The sequence below is a fragment of the Bacillus sp. FJAT-45037 genome (genome assembly GCF_002797325.1).
In the GTDB taxonomy this organism is placed as follows: Bacteria; Bacillota; Bacilli; order Bacillales; family Bacillaceae_D; genus Alkalihalophilus.
This window is the reverse complement of record NZ_KZ454938.1, coordinates 2,299,433-2,322,895: the sequence shown is the minus strand read 5'-3', so window position 1 is coordinate 2,322,895 and position 23,463 is coordinate 2,299,433. Positions and strand designations below refer to the sequence as shown.

The window sequence follows — 23,463 nt, the reverse complement described above, 5'->3', positions numbered from 1 at the left end:
TTATACAAAATAAAAGAACAACACATTTCAGGAGGCAGAACATGCGTAAAACGAAGATTGTATGTACGATTGGTCCAGCAAGTGAAAAGGTAGAAACATTGGTTCAATTGATTGAAGCAGGTATGAACGTTGCCCGACTTAACTTCTCACACGGTGATTTTGAGGAACATGGTGCACGTATTAAAAGCATCCGTGAAGCTTCAAAACGTACTGGGAAAACAGTTGCGATTCTACTGGATACAAAAGGTCCAGAAATTCGCACGCAAACATTAGAAGGTGGTAAAGCCGAATTAACAGCTGGAGATCGCTTAACACTTTCTATGACCGAGGTAGTTGGAAATGATAAAAAGATTTCAATTACATACCCTGGTCTTGTCAATGATGTTACTCCAGGTTCAAAAATCTTATTGGATGATGGTTTAATTGGACTAGAAGTGGTCGAAGTGAAAGAGAATGAAATCGAGACAAAAGTTTTAAATACTGGAACACTTAAAAATAAAAAAGGGGTAAACGTACCAAATGTCAGTGTAGCTTTACCTGGGATCACAGAAAAAGATACAGCAGATATCAAATTCGGTATCGAACAAGGCGTAGACTTTATCGCCGCATCATTTGTGCGTCGTGCGGCTGATGTTCTTGAGATTCGTGAGCTACTTGAGCAACATGAAGCAGCAGACATCCAAATCATCCCTAAAATTGAAAACCAAGAAGGTGTCGATAACATCGACGAAATTCTTGAAGTTTCTGATGGTGTAATGGTTGCTCGTGGGGACCTTGGCGTTGAAATTCCAGCAGAGGAAGTTCCGCTTGTACAAAAAGACCTTATTAAAAAATGTAATGTCGTAGCAAAACCAGTTATTACGGCAACGCAAATGCTTGATTCGATGCAACGTAACCCACGCCCAACACGTGCTGAAGCAAGTGATGTGGCCAATGCGATCTTTGATGGTACAGATGCAATCATGTTATCTGGTGAGACCGCAGCAGGGGATTACCCAGTGGAATCTGTTCAAACGATGAATAACATTGCATCTCGTGCAGAAACAGCATTAAATTACCAAGAGATCCTTTCAAAGCATACGAAAGAAACGCGTCCGTCGATTACAAGTGCAATTAGTCAATCGGTTGCACATGCTGCATTCAATTTAAACGCAGCTGCTATTCTTACAGCAACAGAGAGTGGTTATACGGCTAAAGTAGTAGCGAAGTATCGTCCACAATCTCCAATCATTGCTGTAACTAGTAACGAACGTGTTATGCGCACATTAAGCCTTGTATGGGGTGTGTTCCCGATTTTGGGTCAAACAGCTCAAACGACAGACGAAATGCTCGATACGACAGTCAATGCGGCTGTAGCTGCTGGTCAAATTGAGCAAGGAGATCTCGTTGTTATTACAGCTGGTGTTCCTGTTGGTGAAGCAGGCACAACGAACTTAATGAAAGTGCATGTCATTGGCGAAGTTGTTGCTAAAGGACAAGGAATTGGCCGCCGTACAGCTTCAGGTAAAGTGGTTGTCGCACAAAATGCAGAAGAAGCAAACCAAAAAGTAACAGAAGGCGATATTCTTGTAACTTACAGCACAGATAAAGATATGATTCCTGCTTTTGAAAAAGCTGCAGCAGTTATTACTGAAGAAGGTGGATTAACTTCTCACGCTGCCGTTGTTGGAATTAGCTTAAGCACACCAGTTATCGTTGGAGTAGAAAACGCTCTGAACCTCTTTGAAGATGGGGAAGAAATTACCGTTGATGGTGCTCGTGGTGACATTTACAGAGGACATGCGAGTGTACTATAATTAAGAATAGGGAGAGAAGGGATTTCCTTCTCTCTTTTATTGTTATAAAGCTCTGAGTAATTCAAATTACTGTTTATAAAAGGGGAGAACGATGTTTAAAATATTACTGCTACTCATTATTATCGTTCCGGCTCTAGAGATTGCGGTTCTCATTCTTTCAGGAAATACTCTAGGTGTTTGGCCAACTATTGGCTTAATTATATTCACAGGTGTACTAGGAGCGTGGCTTGCTAAAAAAGAAGGACTGCAAGCGATTCGACTAGCTCAACTTCAAACAAGTCAAGGTCAGCTTCCTAGTAGCGTTATGTTAGATGGAGTCTGTATTTTGATTGGTGGCGTAGTGTTGCTTACGCCTGGGTTCATTACAGATGCGATTGGATTTTTCTTGCTGATTCCAATAACAAGAGGTATAGCGAAAGGATTTTTGCTTTCCGTCTTCAATAAAATGATAAAAAATGGAAATTTCATCATCATGTCTAAACGTTAACCACTAACAAATTTGTTAGTGGTTTTCTACTTTTATACCGAGCGTTGTTCGAGGCTTGAACATGGCGGAATTTTCAAAACTATGTTATAGTAAAGGAGAATTGCTAATGAGGAAGGTTGGGTACAAACTTGTTTTCACAAGCAACTTTATTTATGCTCATTTTGCTTGCTATTGCCCTTTTTGCTAAAAATCAATCCTTACTCGTGGCTGTTAGTTTACTGCTTATAATAAAGTGGGTCGGGCTAGGAGATAAGTTATTTCCTCTCCTCCAACAAAAAGGCATTAACATCGGAGTCACTATTATAACGATAGCGGTTTTAACACCTATCGTTACTGGAGAGATTGGTTTTAAACAACTCGGTGAAGCTGTGCGATCTTCCTATGCTTGGATAGCACTTGCATCAGGTATTTTCGTAGCGATCATTGCAGCAAGTGGAATCGATCTATTGAAAAGTGATCCTCATATTACAACGGCTCTCGTTTTTGGCACGATTTTAGCTGTAGCCTTATTTGGAGGAGTAGCTGTCGGTCCGTTAATTGGTGCTGGTATTGCATATACGGCAATGAGGGTTGTACAATTCTTTACGAATTTGGGCGGCTAAGCCGACCAACAGCCTAAGATATCAGAATACTAAATTAGTAATCATTTGAAAATGTTTTCATGAAAATGTCTGTAAAACGTTCACAAAACTGTGAATGATGTTTATAATGGTGCTTGTGTACACCCTTCCTACATAGCGCGCTTACATAAGTGGTTTAAATGGAAATGTAAGCATTTACCGAAGGCGAAAATGATAATAGGGAAAAGGAGAGATTAACGTGAGTACAACTCGTGGTTTAGAAGGTATTGTTGCAACGACATCAAGTGTTAGTTCGATTATTGAGAGTGTCTTAACCTACCAAGGGTACGATATTGACGATTTAGCGGATAATGCGAGCTTTGAAGAGGTTATCTATCTGCTTTGGAATGGTCGTCTGCCTAAAGAACAAGAATTACGTTCATTTACAGAGGAACTAGCAGGCCATGCTGAGATTCCACAAGCTATCATTGAGCAGATGAAATCATATCCAATCAATGAAGTTCATCCAATGGCTGCCCTACGTACAGCTATTTCAAGTCTCGCATTATTTGATGAAAATGCTGATGTGATGGAGAATGACGCCAATCGCCTAAAAGCATTAAAGATTCAGGCACAAATCCCAACAATTGTGACAGCGTTTTCTCGAGTTCGTGAGGGGAAAGAACCTGTTGCTCCACGTAAGGATTTAGGTTTTGCAGCAAACTTCCTTTATATGCTAAATGGTGAAGAGCCAGACGAGGTTGCTGTCAATGCATTTAATAAGGCACTTGTCCTACATGCAGACCACGAGTTGAATGCTTCAACGTTTACTGCACGTGTTTGTGTAGCGACTCTTTCTGATGTCTATTCAGGTATTACAGCTGCGATTGGCGCGTTAAAAGGACCTCTTCACGGTGGAGCGAATGAAGCCGTTATGTCGATGTTGATGGATATTGATGAGGTAGAGAATGTAGAACCTTATATCCGTAAAGCTCTAGATAACAAAGAGAAAATTATGGGCTTTGGTCACCGTGTGTATAAGAATGGTGACCCACGTGCGAAGCACTTACGTGAAATGTCTAAACAGCTGACAACCATCACTGGCGAATCAAAATGGTATGAAATGTCATTAAAGGTTGAAGATATGGTTACAGGCGAAAAAGGTTTATTGCCGAATGTTGATTTTTATTCTGCTAGTGTTTACCATAGTCTTGGGATCAAACATGACTTGTTCACGCCGATCTTTGCAGTGAGCCGTGCATCAGGGTGGTTAGCTCATATCCTTGAGCAGTATAGCGACAACCGACTAATTCGTCCACGTGCAGAGTATGTGGGACCAGGAAAACAAACGTTTATTCCGATTGGCCAACGCTAAATTTTAGCGGAACAAGGAGCAGATTGCTCCTTGTACATAAGCTTTGAATGGACAAGTTTCATCTGATTTAATGCAAGTGAAAAATACTTTAAGTTTTTATAATTCTAGGGAGGTAATGTAACATGTCAAACGGAGAAGTAATTCAAGTAAATAACGGAGTTTTAGATGTGCCTAATAATCCAATCGTACCTTATATCGAGGGTGACGGAACTGGTGCAGACATTTGGGCAGCGGCATCACGCGTATTAGATGCTGCAGTAGAAAAAGCATACAATGGCGAAAAGAAAATTGAATGGAAAGAAATTTTAGCTGGTGAGAAGGCGTTCAATGAAACGGGTAGCTGGTTACCAGAAGAAACATTAGATGCTATTCGTAAATACATGATAGCTATTAAAGGACCTCTTACAACACCAGTTGGTGGCGGGATTCGTTCTTTAAACGTTGCATTACGTCAAGAGCTTGATTTATATGTATGTCTTCGTCCAGTTCGTTATTTTGACGGAGTACCATCACCTGTTAAACGTCCTGAAGATACAAACATGGTTATTTTCCGTGAAAACTCTGAGGATATTTATGCAGGGATCGAATATCAAGAGGGTTCTGATGAAGTGAAAAAGTTAATCAAATTCCTACGTGATGAAATGGGAGCAAGCAAAATTCGTTTCCCTGAGACTTCAGGTATTGGTATTAAGCCTGTATCACAGGAAGGAACAGACCGACTAGTTCGTGCGGCTATCCAGTATGCAATTGATGAAGGCCGTAAGAGCGTAACGTTAGTACACAAAGGAAACATCATGAAGTTTACTGAAGGTGCGTTTAAGAGCTGGGGTTACGAATTGGCTGAGCGTGAATTCGGTGATAAAGTATTCACTTGGGCTCAATATGATAAAATTGTTGAAACAAAAGGTAAAGAAGCGGCTGATAAAGCACAATCTGAGGCTGAGGCTGCAGGCAAAATTATCGTAAAAGATTCTATTGCGGATATCTTCCTACAACAAATTCTTACTCGTCCGAAAGAGTTTGATGTCGTTGCAACAATGAACTTAAATGGTGACTACATTTCAGATGCGCTAGCTGCACAAGTTGGTGGAATCGGTATCGCACCAGGAGCGAACATTAACTACGATACAGGTCATGCAATTTTTGAAGCGACTCACGGTACAGCACCTAAATATGCTGGACTAGACAAAGTGAACCCTTCATCTGTTCTTCTTTCAGGAGAATTAATGCTTCGTCACCTTGGTTGGAATGAAGCAGCAGACCTGATCATGGGCTCTATGGATAAAACAATTGCTAGTAAAGTAGTAACATATGACTTCGCTCGTCTTATGGACGGCGCAAAAGAAGTCAAATGTTCAGGCTTTGCTGATGAATTAATCAAGAACCTTTAATCCACACTAAGTGAGGCTGGGACATAACTAAAGTGTTTAACTCAGGATACGAACGAAGCGCTAATTTAGCGGATGAAATATACGTAGACTTCTGCGGGATGAAAAGCAGCGGTGAGACCCCACAGTGCGAAGCACGAGGAGGCTCACCAGCTTCCCGCGAAAAGCGAAGTATTTTTCAGGAGCGGTTTACATAAGCCGCACCAGTAATGTTCGTAATTCTAGAAGTTAAAATACTTTGTCCCAGCCTCATTTCATTTTATTTGTTCTCAATAAAGATTCTTCAAAATCAAAGCTGGGAGTGAATCGATATGGCGATTAAACGTAGAAAGATATCAGTAATTGGAGCAGGTTTTACAGGGGCAACAACCGCATTAATGGTTGCTCAAAAGGAATTAGGAGACGTCGTACTAGTTGATATCCCACAATTAGAGGGGCCAACAAAAGGAAAAGCATTAGATATGCTTGAATCAACTCCTGTTCAAGGTGTAGATTCAAACATTTCTGGCACGTCGAACTATGAAGATACGAAAGATTCTGATGTTGTTGTTATTACAGCAGGTATTGCTCGTAAGCCTGGTATGAGCCGTGATGACTTAGTTAGCACAAATGCTGGGATTATGAAAGCTGTAACGAAAGAAGTGGTTAAACACTCTCCTAACTGTTACATCATCGTCTTAACAAATCCTGCAGATGCGATGACATACACTGTCTATAAAGAATCTGGATTCCCTAAAAATCGTGTAATCGGTCAATCTGGTGTGCTTGATACGGCTCGTTTCCGTACATTCGTTGCTCAAGAATTGAATCTTTCAGTAGAAGATATTACTGGTTTTGTTCTTGGCGGTCACGGTGATGATATGGTGCCTCTAATCCGTTACTCTGCAGCAGGCGGTGTGCCACTTGAGAAGTTAATTTCAAAAGAGCGTATTGATGAAATTGTAGAGCGTACGCGTAAAGGTGGCGGTGAGATTGTTGGGCTACTAGGTAATGGTAGTGCATACTATGCTCCAGCTGCTGCACTTGCGCAAATGGTGGAAGCGATCATTAAGGATAAGAAACGTGTTATCCCAACAATCGCATATCTAGAAGGCGAGTATGGGTATGAAGATCTTTATGCAGGAGTTCCAACGATTCTGGGTGGAGATGGAATAGAGAAGATCATTGAGTTAGATTTAACAGATGCTGAAAAAGAAGCATTAGCAAAATCCGTTCAATCCATACGCAACGTAATGGAAGCTTTACCGCCAAACGAATAATGTTAATAAAGCTTTTCTGGCCATATTAGTCTAGAAAAGCTTTTTTTATTCAGCTGATATGTAGATACAAGATTGTAGGGCAAATTAATGACGACATGTCCTAAAATTTTGGTATACTAAGGTTGAAAAGGGATGAGTACTAATTTGTTTCGATTGAAGTAAGGGGAGCCGTTTGGACGATTAACTCTACATGAACGTAGAGAGTGGAGGGTAAGAAAATGGCACAACGTATTTTAGTAGTTGATGATGAAGAGTCTATTGCAACATTATTACAATTTAATTTAGAGCAGTCAGGGTTTGAAGTAGCTGTCGCCTCAGATGGCGAAGAAGGTTTAAACTTAGCTAAAAATGAACCATTTGATTTAATAGTGCTTGACCTCATGTTACCGAAAATGGACGGATTAGATGTTTGTAAGCAACTAAGGCAGCTGAAAAAAATGACGCCGATCTTAATGCTAACTGCTAAAGATGACGAATTTGATAAAGTACTAGGTTTAGAGCTTGGAGCAGACGATTATATGACAAAACCATTTAGCCCAAGAGAAGTCGTTGCTAGGGTGAGAGCGATATTAAGGCGATCACAACAGGTATCAGAAGTGACGACCGCGACATTAGAAGAACAACCAACTCATGAAAGTGTCATCTCAATTGGAGATGTAGACATATACCCAGATAATTATGAAGTGCAAGTAAGCAAAAAGACTTTAGACCTAACGCCTAAGGAATTTGAATTATTCCTTTATTTGGCTAATCATAAAGGTCGCGTATTAACGAGAGACCAACTCCTAAATGCTGTTTGGAATTATGAGTTTGTTGGGGATACGCGAATTGTTGATGTCCATATTAGTCATCTTAGAGAGAAAATTGAACCAAATACTAAGAAGCCGATTTACATTAAAACCATTAGAGGTTTAGGCTACAAGTTAGAAGAGCCGCATATCAATGCATAAGCTAAAGTTTAGACTTGTTTTTGCCATATTAAGTGTGACTCTTTTTGTTATGGCTAGCCTCGGACTTGTGATCGGACAGGTTTATGGAAATATCTATGAGAACCACTTAACCGATCGTCTTGAAAAAGAAGCAGAGCTTGTAGCTTTAACACTTGGATCTTTTGAAGACAGCCAATCAGAACTTCAGCAGTATGCTGTAAAAGTTAGTGAACGATTGGATGCAAGAGTAACAATCATTGCAGAAGACGGAACGGTGATTGGAGAATCTGCTACCAATAATCCTAGTCAATTAGAGAATCATAACGATCGTCCTGAGATTATAGCGGTTAAAGAAGGACATCAAAGAGCAGAGGTACGAGTTAGTGATACGGTCAACCAAGAATTACTCTATTATGCGGTGTCATATGAACTTAGTAACGGAGAGACCGGTTACCTTCGTCTTGGAATGGAAACAAAAACGATAAATAAATTAAATGAAACGATTTGGTGGATTCTTCTTATTAGCTTCACCATTGCCTTTACGGTTATCGGAACGATCACTTATCGAATTGCTAATGAAATGATTCGACCCATTGAGAATGCATCTGAAGTCGCGATTGAACTTGCGGAAGGGAATTTTCAAGCGAGAACATTTGAAGGGAAACAAGATGAAGTGGGTAAACTCACAAGATCAATGAATGTATTAGCATACAATCTTGAACAGATCACTAAACGTCATGAAGCTCAACAAGAACGCCTCGAAACTTTAATTGATAACATGGCGAGTGGCTTGATTTTTATTAATCCCAGAGGCGATATTTCGTTAATTAATCAAATGTGTCATGATATTTTTGAAGCAAATGCCGATATTTGGATGAATCAGTTGTATCATGAAGTGCTCCCTTCTAAAGAACTGGTGAAGGTGGTCCAGACGATTTTCATTACGGAAAATAGACATCAAGAACAAATTCAACTTTTAGTAGGGCTTGATGTGAAACACTTTGATGTGCATGCAGCCCCTATTTTAAGTGAACATGGAAGAATGAAGGGAATTGCTCTTGTTTTGCATGATATCACTGAGTTGAAAAAGCTAGAGCAAGTTCGTAAAGATTTCGTCGCCAATGTCTCCCATGAATTAAAAACACCAATTACTTCGATAAGAGGTTTTTCAGAGACACTACTTGATGGAGCTATGCATGACCCGACATACTCAGAGAAATTCCTAAAAATTATTTATAATGAAAGTGAAAGATTACAAAGTTTAATTCAAGACTTATTGGAACTATCTAAGCTAGAACAGCATTATTTCAGCTTGAATTGGGGAAGCGCGGATTTTGCGACAGTAGTCGAAGAAGGTGTCGAGCTGCTTCGACATAAAGCCGAAGAAAAAAATATCGTTCTTCATCTAACTTGTGAAAGCCCGTTAGTGATGGATGGTGATAAAGAACGTTTAAAGCAAGTTGTCATTAATTTAATTGGCAATGCGATTAATTACACCCCTCAAGAAGGAAAAATTGACGTTCACGTGACGGGCGATGAAAAGTATATTCGATTAATGGTTCAAGATAACGGGATTGGAATTGAGCAATCGGAGTTACCAAGAATATTCGAACGGTTTTATCGAGTCGATCGCGCCCGTAGTCGCAATTCGGGAGGAACAGGGTTAGGCTTAGCTATCGTCAAGCATCTTGTGGAAGCTCATCACGGGAAAATAGCCGTGGAAAGTAAGCCTGGACAAGGGACGGTGTTTACGATTGCATTTTTACGCACTCGAAACAAAGAGTGGGGCTAATACGTTTTTTTAGAAAATTTTACAATACTTTTACATTCTTTTCATCTCTCCTTAATGTAGATCGTCTACACTAAAGACTGAACGGTTTCATCAATGCCAAGCAAGCCTTTTAAGTGCTCATCCCACTTAGTTAAGCTTGTGCACGTTGATTTACATCCCCTTAGAAGGACGAAAGCTCCCCTTAGCTTTCGTCTTTCTTCTTTTTTCCTTCAACACATCCGCGATTAATTACTCTTTATTTACAATTTTTTCTCCAGTTTACGATCAATGTATACTATAATGATAGAGGATTTTATAATTTTTTTTGACAATGCTACATTCTTTTGTAGTTTTTGAATCTTTATTTATAATGTTCTCGTATAGAAAGTACACACTTATTAGAGGGGGATGGTTATGACAATTAAACAATTAGTTGTTGGGTTTGTCTCGATGATTGGTATCGCGATACTTGGGTTATTCCTTGTTACAGGCTGGTACATAGTCGATGAATCCGAGCAAGCTGCACTAATCACATTTGGGAAAGTGGATGAGACAGTGACAGAGCCAGGTCTGAAATTTAAAATGCCTTGGCCGATTCAACGCGTTGAAATTTTATCAAGAGGTACTTACAATCTTCAAGTAGGTTACAGTGAACAAGACGGAGAAGTCGTTGAATTCACGAATGAAGCCAAGATGATTACTGGAGATGAAAATATTCTTTTTGCTGATTTGGCTGTTCAATGGAGAATCACAGATCCAGAGCAATATTTATATAGCACAGAAGATGCAAGAGCCCTGCTATATAGTGCGACTTCAGCAGCGTTACGTGGAGTGATTGGTAGTTCTGGTATTGACGAGGCTCTAACGGATCAACGGCCTGAAATTGAAGCGAGAGTGTTTGAAAATCTAATTGAACTACTAGAAGTGTACCAAATCGGAATTAGTATACAAGATGTAAAATTACAAGATGTAGAGCTACCGACGGAGGAAGTTCGTCGTGCATTTACCGACGTAACAGATGCCCGTGAGGAACGTTTAACGAAGATTAATGAAGCGAACAAATACAGAAATCAGAAGATGAACGAAGCTGAAGGGGAAAAGGATGCAATCATTTCCCGAGCGGAAGGAACAAAAGTTGAGAGAATTGAGCGTGCAAGAGGGGACGCAGCATTGTTTGATTCAATCTATAGTGAATATGTAGTCAACCCAGAGGTAACCCGTCAACGTCTTGTGCTTGAAACGCTTGACCGAGTTCTACCTGATACGGAAATCTATATTATGGATAGTAACAGTGATACGGTAAACTACTTGCCAATCCGTCCAATTGAACGACGCCCAGAAGCGGCAGAAGGAGGGAGTAACTAATGAGTGACGAAAACATTGTTGATTTAAATGAACGCCGTCCGAGTGAGGATTGGAGAAAATATCTCAAGCTAATTGCGGTCGGAGTTATTTTAGTGACCATTGTGGCTACAATCATTAGTAACTTGTTTATTGTCGAACAAGGAGAATACAAAGTCGTTCGTCAGTTTGGTAGTGTTGTTCGTGTCGTTGATGAACCAGGTTTAACTTATAAGTTACCATTTATTCAATCAGTGACGACATTACCAAGATATCAAATGGTTTATGATATTCCACCTGCTGAAATTAATACACTCGATAAAAAGCGAATGCTGGCTGACCACTATGCATTGTGGCGTATTGAAGATCCTCAATTGATGATTGCCAATGCCACCACGATTGAACGAGCGGAAGCTATTATGGGAGAACTCATTTTCTCAGGGATTCGTGCTGAACTAGGTCAATTGAATTTTGATGAGATTATTAATGAAGAGAAGTCTTCAAGAGGTAGCTTTAATGAACTCGTTCGTGAGCGAGTGAATGAAGCATTAGAGCGCAATAATTATGGAATTATTTTAACGGATGTACGGATGAAGCGTACAGATCTGCCAGAGGAGAATGAAGAAGCGGTGTTTCGTCGGATGATTTCAGAACGTCAATCAACGGCACAAGAGTATTTATCTCAAGGGGATGCTGAGGCGAACCGTATTAAAGCGAATACTGATCGTGAAGTTAAAGAGATTGTCGCAACAGCAACAGCTGATGCAAGAGTGATCGAGGGGGAAGGCGAAGAAGAAGCGGCATCTGTGTATAATGATGCTTTCGGTCGTGATCCTGAGTTCTATCAACTATATCGTACTCTAGACTCGTACGAAACAACAATTGGTGATGATACGGTCATTGTTTTACCAGCGGACTCACCATATGCAAGAATTTTAATGGGCTACATTGATTAAGAACTTAGCAAGAAGTAGAAAAGTCTCCGTTAGGCGAGACTTTTCTTTTTTTATGGCCATTATGCTACAATGATTGAAGAATATTGCGTCTAGAGAGGGGCCAAAAACGTTGAAGAAACTTGTATTAATTGATGGAAATAGTATTGCCTATCGCGCCTTTTTTGCCTTGCCTTTATTAAATAATGATAAAGGCGTTTATACCAATGCTGTCTACGGGTTTACAACCATGCTCCTTAAAATCATTGAAGAAGAAAAGCCAACACATATGCTCGTGGCATTTGATGCAGGAAAAACGACATTTCGTCATAAAACCTATGATTCATATAAAGGAGGGCGTCAGAAAACGCCACCAGAATTATCGGAGCAATTTCCACTTCTGAGAGAGTTATTAGATGCGTTTAACATTAAACGATTTGAGCTTAATAATTATGAAGCTGATGACATTATCGGAACGCTTGCTAAACAAGCGGAGAAAGAAAAATGGGAAGTGAAAGTGGTCTCAGGGGACAAAGATTTACTGCAGCTTGTTTCGGATCAAGTGACGGTAGCACTGACGAAAAAAGGGATTACCAATGTTGAAGCATATGATGAAGCATTGATCGATGAGAAGTATGGCATTAAGCCTATTCAAATCATTGATATGAAAGGCTTAATGGGAGATAGTTCGGATAATATTCCGGGTGTACCGGGAGTAGGTGAAAAGACCGCTCTAAAATTATTGAAGCAATTCGGTACGATTGAAAAAGTATTAGATTCGATTGATGAGATATCAGGAAAGAAACTTAAAGAGAAGCTTGCTGATAACAAAGAACAAGCATTAATGAGTAAAGAGCTTGCAACGATTTATACCGAAGTGCCATATGAAGGAACACTTGAAGAATTGGCTTTTGGAGACTATAACGAAGAAAAAGTCGTTTCTCTCTTTAAAGATTTAGAGTTTAAATCATTAGTGAATCAATTTGATTCAGGCGAGCTAGTTGATGATACGCCACTTGAGGAAGTGACGTATGAAGTGTTAGAGGAGATCAAGGCAGAACATCTTGTTTCTCCCGCAGCAATGATCATTGAAGTTTTAGAAGAAAACTATCACCAAGCGGACATTTTAGGCTTTGGACTTGTACATAAAGAAGGGCGTTACTTCATTCCGACTGAGGTTGCTTTAAAGTCTGATCTATTTGTGGAATGGGCAAAAGATGAGACGAAAAAGAAGTGGCTCCTTGACGCTAAGCGTGGTGTTGTTGTTCTTGGATGGAAAGATGTCCTACTTGATGGGGTAGATTTTGATTTATTGATGGCATCTTACCTCCTTGATCCATCTCATTCCTCACATGATCTTGAAGATATTGCAAGTCGTAAGGGAGCGAGCAGGATTCAACAAGACGAAGCAGTGTATGGAAAAGGGGCAAAACGCAAAGTGCCTGATCAAGATGTGCTTGCTGAACACCTTGTTCGAAAAGCTGAAGTGATCCATCAGCTCAAAGAAAAGATGGAAGAAGAGTTAAATAAAAATGAACAGTTGGAATTGTTTAAAGAGCTAGAGATGCCACTGTCTGTAGTGCTTGGTCGTATGGAAACAGAGGGAATAAGGGTCGATGTTGATCAACTGAAAGACATTGGTGCCGATCTAGAAGAGAGGCTCGCTAAATTAGAAAAAGACATTCATGATCTTGCTGGGGAGTCGTTTAACATCAATTCTCCTAAACAACTTGGCGAAGTATTATTTGAAAAGCTAGAACTCCCTCCTATTAAGAAAACGAAAACGGGTTATTCCACTTCAGCGGATGTATTAGACAAGCTAGCAGGTGAGCATGAGATTATTCAACATATCTTGCATTATCGCCAACTCGGAAAGTTAAACTCGACGTATATCGAAGGATTGCTAAAAGTCACGCATGAAGATACGAGAAAGATCCATACTCGTTTTAATCAAGCACTTACTCAAACGGGGAGGTTAAGTTCGACTGATCCAAACTTACAAAACATCCCTATTCGTTTAGAAGAAGGAAGAAAGATTCGTAAAGCGTTCATTCCGTCTAAAGTGGGGTGGAAAATACTAGCTGCCGATTATTCTCAAATTGAGCTCAGAGTCCTTGCACATATTGCTAATGATGAAAAATTAATTTCCGCCTTTAAAGAGGACTTGGATATTCATACAAAAACGGCGATGGATGTGTTTCATGTTGAAGAAGAAGACGTAACGTCCAACATGCGTAGAAGTGCAAAAGCCGTAAACTTTGGGATTGTGTATGGCATTAGTGATTACGGATTGTCTCAAAATCTAGGCATCACCCGAAAAGAAGCTGCACAATTTATCGAGCGCTACTTTAAGAGTTATCCAAGTGTGAAGGATTATATGGAAAATATTGTAGAAGAGGCACGTGAGAAAGGGTATGTATCGACTCTGTTGCATCGACGTCGTTACTTGCCTGAGCTGACAAGCCGTAACTTTAATCAACGTAGTTTTGCAGAAAGAACTGCGATGAATACGCCTATTCAAGGAACCGCTGCTGACATTATAAAAAAAGCAATGGTTGAAATGGCTGATCAGCTTGATTCATTAGGACTCGAGAGTAAATTATTGTTACAAGTGCATGATGAATTAATCTTTGAAGTCCCACCAAGTGAGTATGATCAAATGATGAAGCTTGTACCGAAAGTCATGGAAGAGGCTTTAGAGTTGGCTGTTCCATTAAAGGTGGATGTTTCAGCGGGTGACTCTTGGTATGATGCGAAGTAAGGAGAGAAAAAGATGCCTGAATTGCCAGAGGTAGAGACGGTTCGACGTTCATTAGAAAAGCTTGTCCTTGGAAAGACAATATCTTATGTAACGATTAATTGGGCTAATATTATTAAGCAACCTGATGATACAGCGGAATTTGAGGTCCTGTTAAAAGGACAGACCATCCAAGAGATCAACAGAAGAGGGAAGTTTCTCTTGTTTGAATTAGATGATGTCGTAATGATCTCTCATTTGCGAATGGAGGGACGATACGGACTTTATAACGCCGATGACGAATGGCCACCACACACACATGTGATCTTCCATTTTACAGATGGAACCGAATTACGCTATCAAGATGTAAGGAAGTTTGGAACGATGCATATCTTCCCACGAGGTCAAGAGAACGAGGTCCTTCCATTAGCAAAACTAGGTGTTGAGCCGTTTTCCGAACAGTTTACCACCCTGCACTTGAAACAGGCCTTTTCTAAAACGAATCGAAAAATAAAAGTTGTCTTGCTCGATCAAAAAACAGTGGTAGGACTTGGAAACATTTATGTTGATGAAGCTTTATTTAGAGCGCGTCTACATCCAGAACGTCTTGCCCAGTCGCTAACAGATGAAGAACTCGGTAAATTGCATCATGAAATTGTGGCGACATTATCTGAGGCGGTCAAGCTTGGTGGTAGCTCAATTAAGTCGTATGTGAATGGTCAAGGTGAGATGGGCATGTTTCAACAGCAGCTCGTAGTGTATGGGCGTACGAATGAACCATGCCAAGCCTGCGGAACGGAGATTGTAAAAACGGTCGTCGGTGGTCGTGGTACGCATTTTTGTCCTGTTTGCCAAAACTAATGTACATCGGATAGGCCCTTACCATATACTATCGTATCGTTTAGGTGGGAGGAGCTTATCAAGATGGTCGAGATTCTTTCATTACTTGCGCTTGCTCTAGCAGTAAGCTTAGATAGTTTTGGTGTTGGATTGACGTATGGACTACGGAAAATGAAGCTGCCTTTTAAATCGTTACTTTTTATCGCTTGCTGCTCGGCGACATCAATCTTAGTAGCTATGGCATTCGGGACGATGATCGAGCGGACCTTACCAGGAGATGTGGCTGGTTCAATCGGTGGGATCATCTTAATCCTCATTGGGGCATGGGCGTTGTACCAAGTGTATCGTCCGGCTAAGGCAACGGAAAAAACAAAAGAAGATGAAATTATTTTGAATTTTGAAATTAAACTGTTTGGTGTTGTGATTCGTATTTTAAGAAAACCGATGGTGGCTGACATTGATAATTCAGGGACGATTACAGGAAGAGAGGCAATCTTGCTTGGAATCGCCTTATCACTCGATGCGTTTGGTGCGGGAATTGGGGCGGCCTTAATTGGCTTTCCCCCAATACCTATGGCAGTAAGCGTCGCATTGATGAGTGCTTTGTTTGTAACACTTGGGATGAAGAGTGGTTTCAGATTCTCTGAATCAAAAGTCATTAAGAAGTTTTCATTTATTCCTGGTTTTCTTTTAATTGTTCTTGGTATTTTTAGTTTGTAGAAAGGATATGGATAATCTATGTTAATTGGTTTAACGGGTGGAATTGGCAGTGGAAAGTCAACGGTTGCAAATTGGTTACGTGAGTGGGGTTACCCCATTGTCGATGCCGATTTAATTGCTAAGCAAGTAGTTGAACCTGGCGAAGAGGCTTACAAACAAATTGTTTCACATTTTGGTGAGGGTATCGTCGATGAATCTGGAGCGATTTATCGCAAGAAACTAGGGGCAATTATTTTCAATGATGAACAAGAACGCAAGGCATTAAATGCTATTGTTCATCCGGCTGTCAGGGACGCGATGCAAGCTCAGAAAGAAAAATACCTTGCATCAGGTAATAAGACGATTGTTTTTGATATTCCGCTTTTGTTTGAAAGTGATCTCTTTCACCTTGTTGATAAAGTGTTGCTTGTGTATGTTGATTCACAAACACAATTAGAGCGCCTTGTTCAGCGTGACAAAGCTGGTATTGAGGATGCTAAAGCAAGAATTGCATCGCAAAAGCCTCTTCATGAAAAGAAAGAACGGGCAGAGGCTATAATTAATAATTCGGGCTCACTAGCTGACTCAAAACAGCAGCTACAAAAGGTGTTAAAGACATGGAATGCTTAAACCTTCTGCTTCGGCAGGAGGTTTATTGTTGTAGACACCTAAATTTCAATTTTTTAGGATTTTAATCGTCCTTTTTTAGTTATATGTGATATACTAATTAACATAAAAAGAATATTGAGTATAGCATATATCCAGAGAGGGGAATTTATATGAAGGTGAAAGTAGCAATCAATGGTTTTGGGCGTATTGGACGGATGGTTTTTCGTAAAGCAATGATGCAGGAAGAGGTAGAGATTGTTGCTATTAATGCAAGCTACCCTGCGGAAACTCTTGCGCATTTAATCAAGTACGACAGCATTCATGGAACGTATCCATTGTCAGTTGAAGCGGGAGAGAGTTCCATTATTGTTGATGGTAAGGTGGTTCAGCTGCTTTCTTCACGTGATCCTCGAGAACTTCCCTGGTCAGAACTTGGCGTAGATATTGTAATCGAAGCTACAGGCAAGTTCAAAACCCAAGAAACCGCAGGATATCATATTGAGGCAGGCGCCAAAAAAGTGTTAATTACTGCTCCGGCTAAAGATGAGGATATCACAATAGTTATGGGTGTGAATGACGCAGACTATGATCAAAACAACCATCACATTATCTCAAATGCATCTTGTACAACAAATTGCTTAGCTCCAGTAGCGAAAGTACTAGATGAATCGTTCGGAATTGAAAGCGGTTTAATGACAACTGTACATGCCTACACAAATGATCAAAAAAATATTGATAACCCACATAAAGACCTTAGACGTGCGCGTGCTTGTGGGCAGTCAATTATTCCAACATCAACAGGAGCAGCAAAAGCCATTGCAAAAGTTCTTCCGCAATTAAAAGGTAAATTAAACGGCATGGCACTAAGAGTTCCTACGCCTAACGTATCACTTGTTGACTTAGTTATTCAAGTGAAAAAAGATGTAACGACAGAGGAAGTAAACTCTGCTTTGAAGATGGCGGCTACGAATTCATTAAAAGGTATTTTAGGCTTCTCCGATGAGCCACTTGTGTCCATTGATTTTAATGGAGAAGAGCAATCCTCTGTCATTGATGGGCTGTCAACGATGGTGATGAATTCTCGACAAGTTAAAGTCTTAGCTTGGTATGATAATGAATGGGGATATTCATGTCGAGTAGTCGATCTTATGAATTTGGTTGCAGAGAAAATGATTTCTCCATCTCATGTTGGTTAAGTTCTTCTCATAGCACGACGTAGGTTGGATACCCTAATCATTGAACGTTCTCATAAATCAATTGAATTGACCAGTCGCACTGTCACTATTCAGACATATTATGGATAACTAGAAAAGTTTTTTAAAAGAAAATGACGGTGACTGGTTGCATTCAATTTGTAAAACAAGTATACTGATTTTCGTGAACTTCAATTAAGCAAACCAGGATTCGTTTACTTGCAGAAAGGGTTAGGACCTCTTTGGACTAACTTTCCCCCGTGTAACTGAACGTTCCTACATGCTTGAGAAGGCATGAATCTTTTGTAAAGGGGGATTCAACTTATGGACACTATGGGTCGTCATGTCATCGCTGAACTTTGGGGATGTAACATTGAGAAGTTGAATAATATGAGTTTTATCGAACAAACATTTGTAGATGCTGCACTTGAAGCAGGTGCAGAAGTACGTGAGGTTGCATTTCACAAGTTTGCACCACATGGTGTTAGTGGCGTAGTCATCATTTCAGAGTCTCATTTAACAATTCACAGCTTCCCAGAGCATGGGTATGCAAGTATCGATGTTTATACATGTGGAGATCGAATTGATCCTAATGTAGCATCTAACTATATCGCAGAAGCTCTTGGCGCAAGTACTAGTGAAGTTATTGAAGTACCAAGAGGAATGGGACCAGTTAAAGTAGAAAAATCAAAAGTTAATGCGTTCTAACATAAGCATGGAAATGGGATAATCCCATGAAATGTTAAGTATAAAAAGAGAGGTGCATACCTCTCTTTTTTTGTGTGCTCTGAACTTCTCCGAACGCTTCTAAGATGTGATATGATAAGAGGAAGATGAGAAAGTTGGAGGTTAGACGATGGGAATTCTAGACAAAATAAAACAATTAACAAGTACCCGTGCAGAAACATCTGAAAGTCATGCAGATAAACAAATGAGAACGCATTATTATAAGATCTCTCGCGACAAAGCGATCGATGCGGTTGACCAAGTGATACAAGCTGCGGGTTGGAAAATAAAAAAAATCGAAAAAGAACGTGGGGAAATTATTGCCTACCCCACAACAAATAACAAATCGATTTTAATTGTCACGATTGTCACGGTGAAACCTTTTCGAACGGCTATTGATTTTGCTTGCTCATCAGATACGATGTTGCCAACGGACTTTGGTAAAAGCAAGAAAACAGTCATTCATTTGTATGAACTAATAAATAAAGAAATTCCATACATTGGTTCAGGTATTGGAGAAGAGCTTTTATAAGGAGTAATGGGCCAATTGGGATAAAGCGAACTTGTCATATCCCGTCTTTTTTTATATGATAGAGTAAAGAGGAGAATTTGTGTTGTATGTATTGGCACAGAACGTGGAGATGATTACATGCGCTGTCCGGCCTGTCAATTTAATGGAACGAGAGTACTTGATTCAAGACCAAGTCATGAGGGACGTTCAATTCGTAGAAGACGCGAATGTGAATCGTGTAGCAACCGTTTTACGACCTTCGAGATGGTTGAAGAAGTACCTTTAATCGTTGTAAAAAAAGATGGTACACGACAAGAATTTAATCGTGACAAAATTTTACGTGGGCTTATTCGTGCATGTGAGAAACGTCCAGTACCACTTGAGAAATTAGAACAAATCGTGAGTGAAGTAGAACGAGAGTTACGTGGCAAAGGGAAGAATGAAGTAAACAGTCAAGATGTTGGTGAATTAGTGATGGAGAGATTGTCGACCATTGATGATGTTGCTTATGTTCGTTTTGCTTCTGTCTATCGTCAATTTAAAGATATTAATGTCTTTATTAAAGAACTGACTGAACTAATGAATAAAGAGTAACAATACTTGAGAGCTGTAGTGTCCACACGCTATGAGCTCTTTTTTACTCATTATACATACAAAAGGAGGGGAATACATGAGTTGGCATTGGAAAGAATTATTACCTGTGGACGCATTCACTGTTAGGGTGTCTCATTACTTAACAGACGTCGATCAAAAAGTATTAACTCTATTGTATCAGCCACTTGTTGGAGCGGTTGCTCACAGCATGTATATGACGCTTTGGGCTCAATTGGAAAAAGATCAATTTTGGAGTGTCGATCAAACACATCGCCAATTAATGCTCATGATGAATATTCCGCTCCAAACGATATATGAAGAACGAAAAAAAATAGAAGCGATTGGCCTGTTAAAGACTTATAAGACAGCGGTCGATGAGGGATCATCATACGTGTATGAATTACAGCAGCCAATGAGCCCGAAACAATTTTTTGAAAATGATGTCCTTAGTGTCTATTTATTCAATCGACTAGGGAAACAAAAATACCGCCAAATGCGCGAGCGTTTTACAGAAGACAAAGTCGATTTAGAACAATACACCGAAATGACTCATTCATTTGATGAGGTTTTCCACTCCTTGCATCACTCTGAAATCGTCTCGAACCTTCAATCAGAAACATCAGACTCAATGAAGCTGAATCCACAATCAGAGCTACTTGGTGGAAATGAGTTAGGGCTTTCATTTATGGAACAATCCTTTGATTTCGAGTTAATGGCCAAGGACTTATCTAGTTTTATTGTGCCTGATAACCTACTTACAAAAGAAGTTCGAGAGGCGATTGTTCGATTGGCCTTCGTTTACCGGATTGAACCACTAGAGATGAGTCGCATTGTTGGGCAAGCGGTTATTCATGAGGATGAAATTGATCTTGAGACGTTACGAAAAAAAGCTCAAGACTGGTATAAGATTGAACATAGCTCAGAACCACCATCTCTGAGTCTAAAGGTTCATCCAAACGAACATCAAACGTTAAAAGGGGTAGAACCTAAAACGGAACACGAGAAAATCATTAAATTTTATGAAACGACGCCACCTCTGACTTTACTAGAAATTCGTTCAGAAGGTGCACAAGTGGCCACAGCCGATGCGAAAATTATTGAATCTTTAATTCTTGATTATAAATTATTGCCTGGTGTGGTCAATGTATTACTTGATTTTGTTTTGTATCAGCATGATATGAAGCTCCAAAAAGCATTTATCGAGAAAATTGCGGCTCACTGGGCAAGAAAGAAAATTAAGCTTGTATCTGATGCGATGGGTCTAGCAAGGGAAGAACAAGAGAAGAAGGTCGTAGCCAAAGAACAAAATCAAGCAAGATCACAAGGAAAACGACAAGGAACAAAACGAAATACTCGTCGAGATAAATTGCCGAAGTGGTTACTTGAAAAGCAAGAAAAAGAGAAGCAGAAAGAGTCAATATCAAAAGAAACGGTTGAAACAGACGTCAAACCGAATCGTGCACAAGCCAACTCCGCCTCGACAAAAGAGCATTTCATGAAATTACTTGAAGAGTCAAGAAAACGAAAACAAGAGAAAGGGGAGTCTTAGATGAAGCCGATTCAATCTGCTTTAAAACAATGGGGAAAAACACATGGTTTACAAGAGCGTTTAGAGAAGCAAAAGCAAGATCTTTTGGCAGATCCACTCATTCAAGCTTTTCTTAAGAAGTACCAAGGGTCGGTGACAACAGAGATGGTAGATCGTGGTATGTTGAAGTTGTATGAATTTAAAAAAGAACGTAATCATTGTGCGAAATGCCCTGGTCTTGCGGCTTGTCCTAACATGATGAAAGGCTATCAACCGAGCCTCTCCATTGAACGCAAACACTTAGAGCTTCACTACCTCCCTTGCCTAATAAAGATTAAAGAAGACAAGAAAAAAGAACAGAAAGAATTAATGAAATCTCTCTTTATTCCAAAAGAGAACTTATCTGCTCGTTTTGAGGATGTGGATATGGAGGGGGAGCGAGGGAAGGCGGCCACTGCCGCATTTGAATTTGCATTGCGAGCACAACCTGGTGAAGATGTACAAGGCCTGTATTTTTACGGTGAATTCGGTGTGGGAAAGACCTACTTAATGGGGGCGGTTGCGAACGAACTGTTCGATCGTGGCATTGAATCCTACACAGTGTATACTCCTGATTTCTTTAGAGAAATGAAGCAATCACTAGGTGATGGAACCTTTCAACAAAAGTTAGATACGATCAAAAAGGCTGAAGTACTTATTTTAGATGATGTTGGGGCAGAAACGATGTCTAGCTGGGTTCGTGATGAGGTACTGGGTGTGATCTTGCAACATCGTATGCTTGAGAAATTACCAACTCTTTTTACTTCGAACTACAATTATGATGAGTTAGAGGAGCATCTCGCTTATTCAGATAAAAGTGGAACGGAACATTTAAAAGCTATGCGCATTATGGAACGAATTAAGCATCATACGAAATTTGTGACAGTTAAAGGTCATAATCGTAGAGAAAAGTCTACATTTTAAATATGAAATTTTTGGTACAATAGGAGCCCTTGCTTTTGTAAGGGTTCTTTCTATGTTAGGATTAAAGGATATTAGAAATGATAGATTGTGAGGGTCATAATTATGAGTATTGATGCAATTCTTGAACGTGCGGTTAATGGGGAACGTATCTCAATGGAAGATGCGATTACATTATATGAGAGTGATGAAGTAGAAAAAATGGGGGAAGCTGCTAACAAAATCATGAAAAAGTGGCATCCAGAACCAGTAACGACGTTTGTCATTGGACGTAACGTGAACTATACGAACTTCTGTGATACGTTTTGCAGATTCTGCGCATTCTATCGCAAACCAGGACATGATGAAGGATATGTTCTTGAAAATGATCATATTTATAAAAAGATCCAAGAAACAATTGATGTCGGTGGAACAGAAATTTTAATGCAAGGTGGAACAAACCCCGACTTAAAGCTTAATTACTATACAGATCTTTTACGTGGAATTAAAGAACACTTCCCGGATATTTGGATGCACTCCTTCTCTCCAGCAGAGATTTGGAAGATTGCCGAAGTGTCAGGTCTAACGGTAGAAGAGGTGCTCCGTGAGCTTCATGAAGCTGGGCTTGATAGCATGCCAGGAGGTGGAGCTGAGATCTTAACAGAAGAGACGCGTCTGCGTGTTTCCCGACTAAAGATTACATGGGAACAGTGGATGGAAGCAATGAAAGCGTCTAAACGAGTAGGTATGCATGGCTCCGCTACTATGGTAATAGGTTTTGGTGAATCGAATGAAGAGCGCGCCCTTCACTTACAACGTGTTCGCGACGCCCAAGATGAAACAGATTGTTTTAAAGCTTATATCTCTTGGACTTTCCAACCTGAGAATACAGGAATGTGGAAGACAGAGAAGCTAGGGGCCAGAGATTACTTAAAAAATGTAGCGATCTCTAGAATTTTCTTAGATAACATTGCTAATTTCCAATCTTCATGGGTAACAATGGGTCCAGAAGTAGGAAAACAATCTCTTGAATATGGTTGCAACGACTTTGGAAGTACGATGATTGAAGAGAATGTTGTGTCTGCAGCAGGCACAACACATAAAGTAAACACAAATGAAATATTACGCCTTATTCGTGAAGCTGGAAAAGTACCAGCACAACGAAACACGAAATACGAAATCGTTCGTATTTTTGATGGAGATACATCTGCCGAAAAAGATTTCACAATGCAAAATTAATGATCGCGCC

Annotated in this window: 21 protein-coding genes; all 21 read left to right on the top strand. The window is 40.0% G+C overall.

Annotated elements, in window-relative coordinates; translation table 11 throughout:
- Positions 1-41 precede the first annotated feature (41 nt).
- The 21 genes from pyk to mqnC all read left to right on the top strand — a co-directional run bounded on the left by pyk (position 42) and on the right by mqnC (position 23,453).
- A complete protein-coding gene (pyk, locus tag CDZ88_RS11835) occupies positions 42-1,796 on the top strand; it encodes a pyruvate kinase (protein ID WP_100373740.1) in 1,755 nt (584 codons plus the stop codon).
- Positions 1,797-1,887: 91 nt separating this feature from the next.
- Positions 1,888-2,283, top strand: a complete 396-nt coding sequence (locus CDZ88_RS11830) for an FxsA family protein (RefSeq protein WP_100373739.1) — start codon at positions 1,888-1,890, stop codon at positions 2,281-2,283.
- Between the two features lie 128 nt (positions 2,284-2,411).
- A complete protein-coding gene (locus CDZ88_RS11825) occupies positions 2,412-2,885 on the top strand; it encodes a DUF441 domain-containing protein (RefSeq protein WP_100374681.1) in 474 nt (157 codons plus the stop codon).
- 217 nt (positions 2,886-3,102) lie between these two features.
- Positions 3,103-4,218: a citrate synthase gene (gene citZ / locus CDZ88_RS11820; protein WP_100373738.1), complete on the top strand. Its 1,116-nt coding sequence runs from the start codon at positions 3,103-3,105 to the stop codon at positions 4,216-4,218.
- Positions 4,219-4,340: 122 nt separating this feature from the next.
- A complete protein-coding gene (gene icd / locus CDZ88_RS11815; RefSeq protein WP_100373737.1) occupies positions 4,341-5,609 on the top strand; it encodes an NADP-dependent isocitrate dehydrogenase in 1,269 nt (422 codons plus the stop codon).
- Positions 5,610-5,917: 308 nt separating this feature from the next.
- Positions 5,918-6,865 carry a malate dehydrogenase gene (gene mdh, locus CDZ88_RS11810; protein WP_100373736.1) on the top strand — a complete coding sequence of 316 codons (948 nt, stop codon included), beginning with the start codon at positions 5,918-5,920 and terminating at the stop codon, positions 6,863-6,865.
- Positions 6,866-7,083: 218 nt separating this feature from the next.
- The gene (locus tag CDZ88_RS11805; RefSeq protein WP_100373735.1) at positions 7,084-7,815 is read left to right on the top strand and encodes a response regulator transcription factor; all 732 of its coding nucleotides are present in this window, start codon (positions 7,084-7,086) and stop codon (positions 7,813-7,815) included.
- A complete protein-coding gene (gene pnpS, locus CDZ88_RS11800; RefSeq protein ID WP_100373734.1) occupies positions 7,808-9,586 on the top strand; it encodes a two-component system histidine kinase PnpS in 1,779 nt (592 codons plus the stop codon). The genes CDZ88_RS11805 and pnpS overlap by 8 nt, the downstream gene beginning before the upstream one ends.
- Before the next feature lie 393 nt (positions 9,587-9,979).
- Entirely contained in the window at positions 9,980-10,930 is a 951-nt protein-coding gene (gene hflK / locus CDZ88_RS11795; protein ID WP_100373733.1) for an FtsH protease activity modulator HflK, read from the top strand.
- Complete coding sequence (hflC, locus tag CDZ88_RS11790; RefSeq protein WP_100373732.1) at positions 10,930-11,862, top strand: protease modulator HflC; 933 nt, start codon at positions 10,930-10,932, stop codon at positions 11,860-11,862. Before hflK ends, hflC begins: the two co-directional genes overlap by 1 nt.
- 109 nt (positions 11,863-11,971) lie before the next feature.
- Complete coding sequence (gene polA / locus CDZ88_RS11785; RefSeq protein WP_100373731.1) at positions 11,972-14,599, top strand: DNA polymerase I; 2,628 nt, start codon at positions 11,972-11,974, stop codon at positions 14,597-14,599.
- 12 nt (positions 14,600-14,611) lie between these two features.
- Entirely contained in the window at positions 14,612-15,436 is an 825-nt protein-coding gene (gene mutM / locus CDZ88_RS11780) for a DNA-formamidopyrimidine glycosylase (protein ID WP_100373730.1), read from the top strand.
- A 63-nt stretch (positions 15,437-15,499) separates the two neighbouring features.
- On the top strand, positions 15,500-16,135 hold the full coding sequence (gene ytaF, locus CDZ88_RS11775) for a sporulation membrane protein YtaF (RefSeq protein ID WP_100373729.1): 636 nt from the start codon (positions 15,500-15,502) through the stop codon (positions 16,133-16,135).
- A gap of 18 nt (positions 16,136-16,153) precedes the next feature.
- Positions 16,154-16,744 carry a dephospho-CoA kinase gene (gene coaE / locus CDZ88_RS11770; RefSeq protein ID WP_100373728.1) on the top strand — a complete coding sequence of 197 codons (591 nt, stop codon included), beginning with the start codon at positions 16,154-16,156 and terminating at the stop codon, positions 16,742-16,744.
- 149 nt (positions 16,745-16,893) lie between these two features.
- Positions 16,894-17,919 carry a glyceraldehyde-3-phosphate dehydrogenase gene (locus CDZ88_RS11765; protein WP_100373727.1) on the top strand — a complete coding sequence of 342 codons (1,026 nt, stop codon included), beginning with the start codon at positions 16,894-16,896 and terminating at the stop codon, positions 17,917-17,919.
- 321 nt (positions 17,920-18,240) lie between these two features.
- Positions 18,241-18,624: an adenosylmethionine decarboxylase gene (speD, locus tag CDZ88_RS11760; protein ID WP_100373726.1), complete on the top strand. Its 384-nt coding sequence runs from the start codon at positions 18,241-18,243 to the stop codon at positions 18,622-18,624.
- A gap of 148 nt (positions 18,625-18,772) precedes the next feature.
- Positions 18,773-19,174: a DUF1499 domain-containing protein gene (locus tag CDZ88_RS11755; protein ID WP_100373725.1), complete on the top strand. Its 402-nt coding sequence runs from the start codon at positions 18,773-18,775 to the stop codon at positions 19,172-19,174.
- Positions 19,175-19,291: 117 nt separating this feature from the next.
- A complete protein-coding gene (gene nrdR, locus CDZ88_RS11750; RefSeq protein WP_100373724.1) occupies positions 19,292-19,747 on the top strand; it encodes a transcriptional regulator NrdR in 456 nt (151 codons plus the stop codon).
- Between the two features lie 76 nt (positions 19,748-19,823).
- Entirely contained in the window at positions 19,824-21,296 is a 1,473-nt protein-coding gene (locus CDZ88_RS11745; protein ID WP_100373723.1) for a replication initiation and membrane attachment family protein, read from the top strand.
- Positions 21,297-22,238, top strand: coding sequence for a primosomal protein DnaI (gene dnaI / locus CDZ88_RS11740; protein WP_100373722.1), 942 nt, complete (start codon positions 21,297-21,299; stop codon positions 22,236-22,238).
- A gap of 102 nt (positions 22,239-22,340) precedes the next feature.
- Positions 22,341-23,453 carry a cyclic dehypoxanthinyl futalosine synthase gene (gene mqnC / locus CDZ88_RS11735; RefSeq protein ID WP_100373721.1) on the top strand — a complete coding sequence of 371 codons (1,113 nt, stop codon included), beginning with the start codon at positions 22,341-22,343 and terminating at the stop codon, positions 23,451-23,453.
- Positions 23,454-23,463 lie beyond the last annotated feature (10 nt).